Here is a 3089-nt window from a genome sequence, read left to right as displayed (position 1 = left end):
AGCGCCACCAGAGACGACGAACACGCCGTGTCCACCGTCACCGCCGGACCCTCCAGCCCCAGCACATACGACACCCGACCCGACAACACCGACGCCGCATTACCCGTACCGACATGGCCCTCGAAGTCCTCACCCGAGGCCAGCAACAAACCCGTGTAATCCTGACCGTTCGTCCCCGCGAACACCCCCGTCCGGCTCCCCCGCAACCCACCCGGCGCGATACCGGACCGCTCCAACGCCTCCCAGGACGTCTCCAGCAACAACCGCTGCTGCGGATCCGTCGCCAACGCCTCCCGCGGACTCATCCCGAAGAACCCCGCATCAAAACGATCCACGCCGTCAAGGAACCCGCCGACGTTGATCAGCGTGGATCCGGGGCGCTCCCCCTGGGGGTCGTAGAGGGCATCGATGTCCCAGCCGCGGTCGGCCGGGAACGCCCCCACAGCGTCCCCGGCCTCCGACAGCAACCGCCACAGACCCTCCGGATCCCGCACACCAGCCGGGAACCGGCACCCCATCCCGACGATCACCACCGGATCGTCCGCAACACGCGCGCCCACAGGCGCCGTCGCCTCGAGCTCCGCCTCGGCCGCACCACCCAGCAACTGCTCTCGCAGATACCGGGCCAGCGCCGCCGGCGTCGGATAGTCGAACACCACCGTCGCCGCCAGGCCGGAGACGCCCGTCAGTGCCGCGACGCCGTTGCGGAGTTCAACGGCGGTGAGGGAGTCGATGCCCAGGTCGCGGAAGGCGCGGTCGGCGGAGACGGCGTCGGGGGTGGCATAGCCGAGCACCGCGGCGGCGCAGGCCTGCACGGTTTCCAGCAGTACGCGGTCCTGCTCGGCCGGGGTGAGGCCGGTCAGTCGGCCGAGCAGCCCAGCACGGTCGTCGAGCCCGATCCGTTCGGAGGTCGTCGTAGCGCCGTCGACGGCTGCGCGGGCTTCCGGCAGCGACGCGATCAGCGGGCTCGGACGCGTCATGGTGAAGGCCGGCGCGAAGTCGGCCCAGTGGATGTCCGCGACGATCACGGAGGGCGTGCCGGATGAGGCGGTACGGGCGAGGATGTTCGTGGCCGCTTCGGCGTCGAGCGGAACGATTCCGCCGCGGCGCATCCGCGAGGTGGACCCGGTGTCATCGGCCATGCCGCCGTCGGCCCAGGGGCCCCACGCGATCGACGTGGCCGTCAGACCCGCGGCCCGGCGCCGGTCGGCGAGCGCGTCGAGAAAGGCGTTGGCCGCCGCGTAGTTGCCCTGGCCGGCCGCCCCGATGCTCCCCGCGAAGGAGGAGAAGAGGACGAACGCCGACAGGTCGCGGTCCCGGGTCAGTTCGTCCAGATGCAGCGCGCCCTGCGCCTTCGTCCGCATCACCGACGCGAACCGCTCCGGCGTCAACGCATCGATCACACCGTCGTCCAGCACACCCGCCGTATGCACCACGGCATCCACCGCATGCTCGGCCAGCACTCCTGCCAACGCGGCACGATCGGCCACATCGCAGGCGACAACCGCCACCCCGACGCCCAGCTCCACGAGCTCTTCCCGCAACTCGGGCGCGCCCGGGGCCTCAAGACCCCGACGACTGACCAGCACCAGGTCCGCGGCACCCTGCGCAGCCGCCCACCTGGCCACACGAGCACCCAGCGCACCCGTACCACCCGTGATCAGCACCGTCCCCCGCGGACGCCAACCGGCCTCGTCCTCACCCGCGGTCCCGCTCGGGGTCACCCGGGTCAGGCGGCGCCCGAAGACGCCCGACGCCCGTAGCGCAATCTGGTCCTCGCCGGAGGTCCCACCGGAGAGAACCGCGGCAAGGCGGTTCGTGGTGCGACGATCCAGGACCTCGGGGAGGTCGATCAGACCGCCCCAGCGGTCCGGGTACTCCAGCGCCGCCACCCGTCCCAGGCCCCACACCGCGCCCTGACCAGGATCCGCGGGACCGTCCGAGCGGCCGACCGACACGCCACCGCGCGTCAGCGCCCACACCCGACCGGCCACACCCGCGTCACCGAGCGCCTGAAGCACCACGGCTGTCGCGGCGCACGCCTGGGCCGCGCCATCAGCGGTCCCGGAGGTTCCTGTGGTCGCGGTGCCGAGGACGACCCCGGAGACGTCGCCAGAGGTGACGTCCGCCAACTGTGCTGCGAGGGACACCCGTTCGGGTATCGCGGGGAGTTCGACGATCACGGGATCCGCGCCGCGGGCGGCGAGCTCCGCCACGACGGCGTCCGCGTGGGGGTAGGGATTCGCGCTCTCCGGGACGAGTACGAGCCAGCGACCGGAGAGCACCGTGCCGGAGGACGGGTCGAGCGGCTTCCAATGCGCCCGGTAGAGCCACTGATCCGCCCGGGAGCGTTCCTGGCGAAGGCGACGCCAGGACGAAAGGGCGGGAACGAGATCGTTGAGCGACTCCTCGGCGAGCCCCAGGGATTCGGCCAGCGAGCCGAGGTCTCCGCGCTCGACGGCGTTCCAGAACTCGGCCTCGACGGCGTTGCCGAGCTGCTCGTCGTGGTCGCCGCCGTCCGTGCCGGTACGGCTCTGGTCCGCGAGCCAGTATCGCTGATGCCGGAAGGCGTACAAGGGCAACTCGACCCGGCGCCCACCGGGGAGGACGGCGTCCCAGGCGACCTCGGCGCCGTGGGTGTGCAGGCGAGAGAGCGCCGTGACGGCACTGAGCGGTTCGTTCCTCTCCTTGCGGAGGGTCGCCGCGAACAGGTGGCTGCCGGTGGCTCCGGTGTCGGGTGCGCCAACGGCCTCCGGGCACGCCTGCGCCAGGGCGGTGAGGGTGCCGTCGGGGCCGAGTTCGAGGTAGCGGGTGGTTCCGCGGGTGGCGAGGGCGCGTACGCCGTCGGCGAAGCGGACCGGCTGACGGACGTGCCGCACCCAGTAGTCCGGAGAACGCAGTTCCTCGGCAGTGGCGGTCGTGCCCGTGACATTGGAAACGATCGGGATGACCGGATCCCCGAACTCCAGACCCTCGGCGACCTGCCGGAACTCCTCCAGCATCGGCTCCATCAACGGCGAATGGAACGCATGACTCACCCTCAACGAGGTGACCTTACGATCCTGCCCACGGAAATGATCCGCGATCGC

Annotated in this window: 1 protein-coding gene; it reads right to left on the bottom strand. The window is 71.3% G+C overall.

Annotated elements, in window-relative coordinates; translation table 11 throughout:
• Positions 1–3038, bottom strand: a 3038-nt coding sequence (locus ACGFNH_RS32655; protein ID WP_393660005.1) for an SDR family NAD(P)-dependent oxidoreductase, incomplete at its 3' end; no start/stop codon positions are given.
• Positions 3039–3089: the final 51 nt, after the last annotated feature.

The sequence above is a fragment of the Streptomyces sp. NPDC048639 genome (assembly GCF_043199075.1).
In the GTDB taxonomy this organism is placed as follows: Bacteria; Actinomycetota; Actinomycetes; order Streptomycetales; family Streptomycetaceae; genus Streptomyces.
Note: the sequence above shows the minus strand (reverse complement) of the source record. Positions and strands in the feature narration are given on the sequence as shown.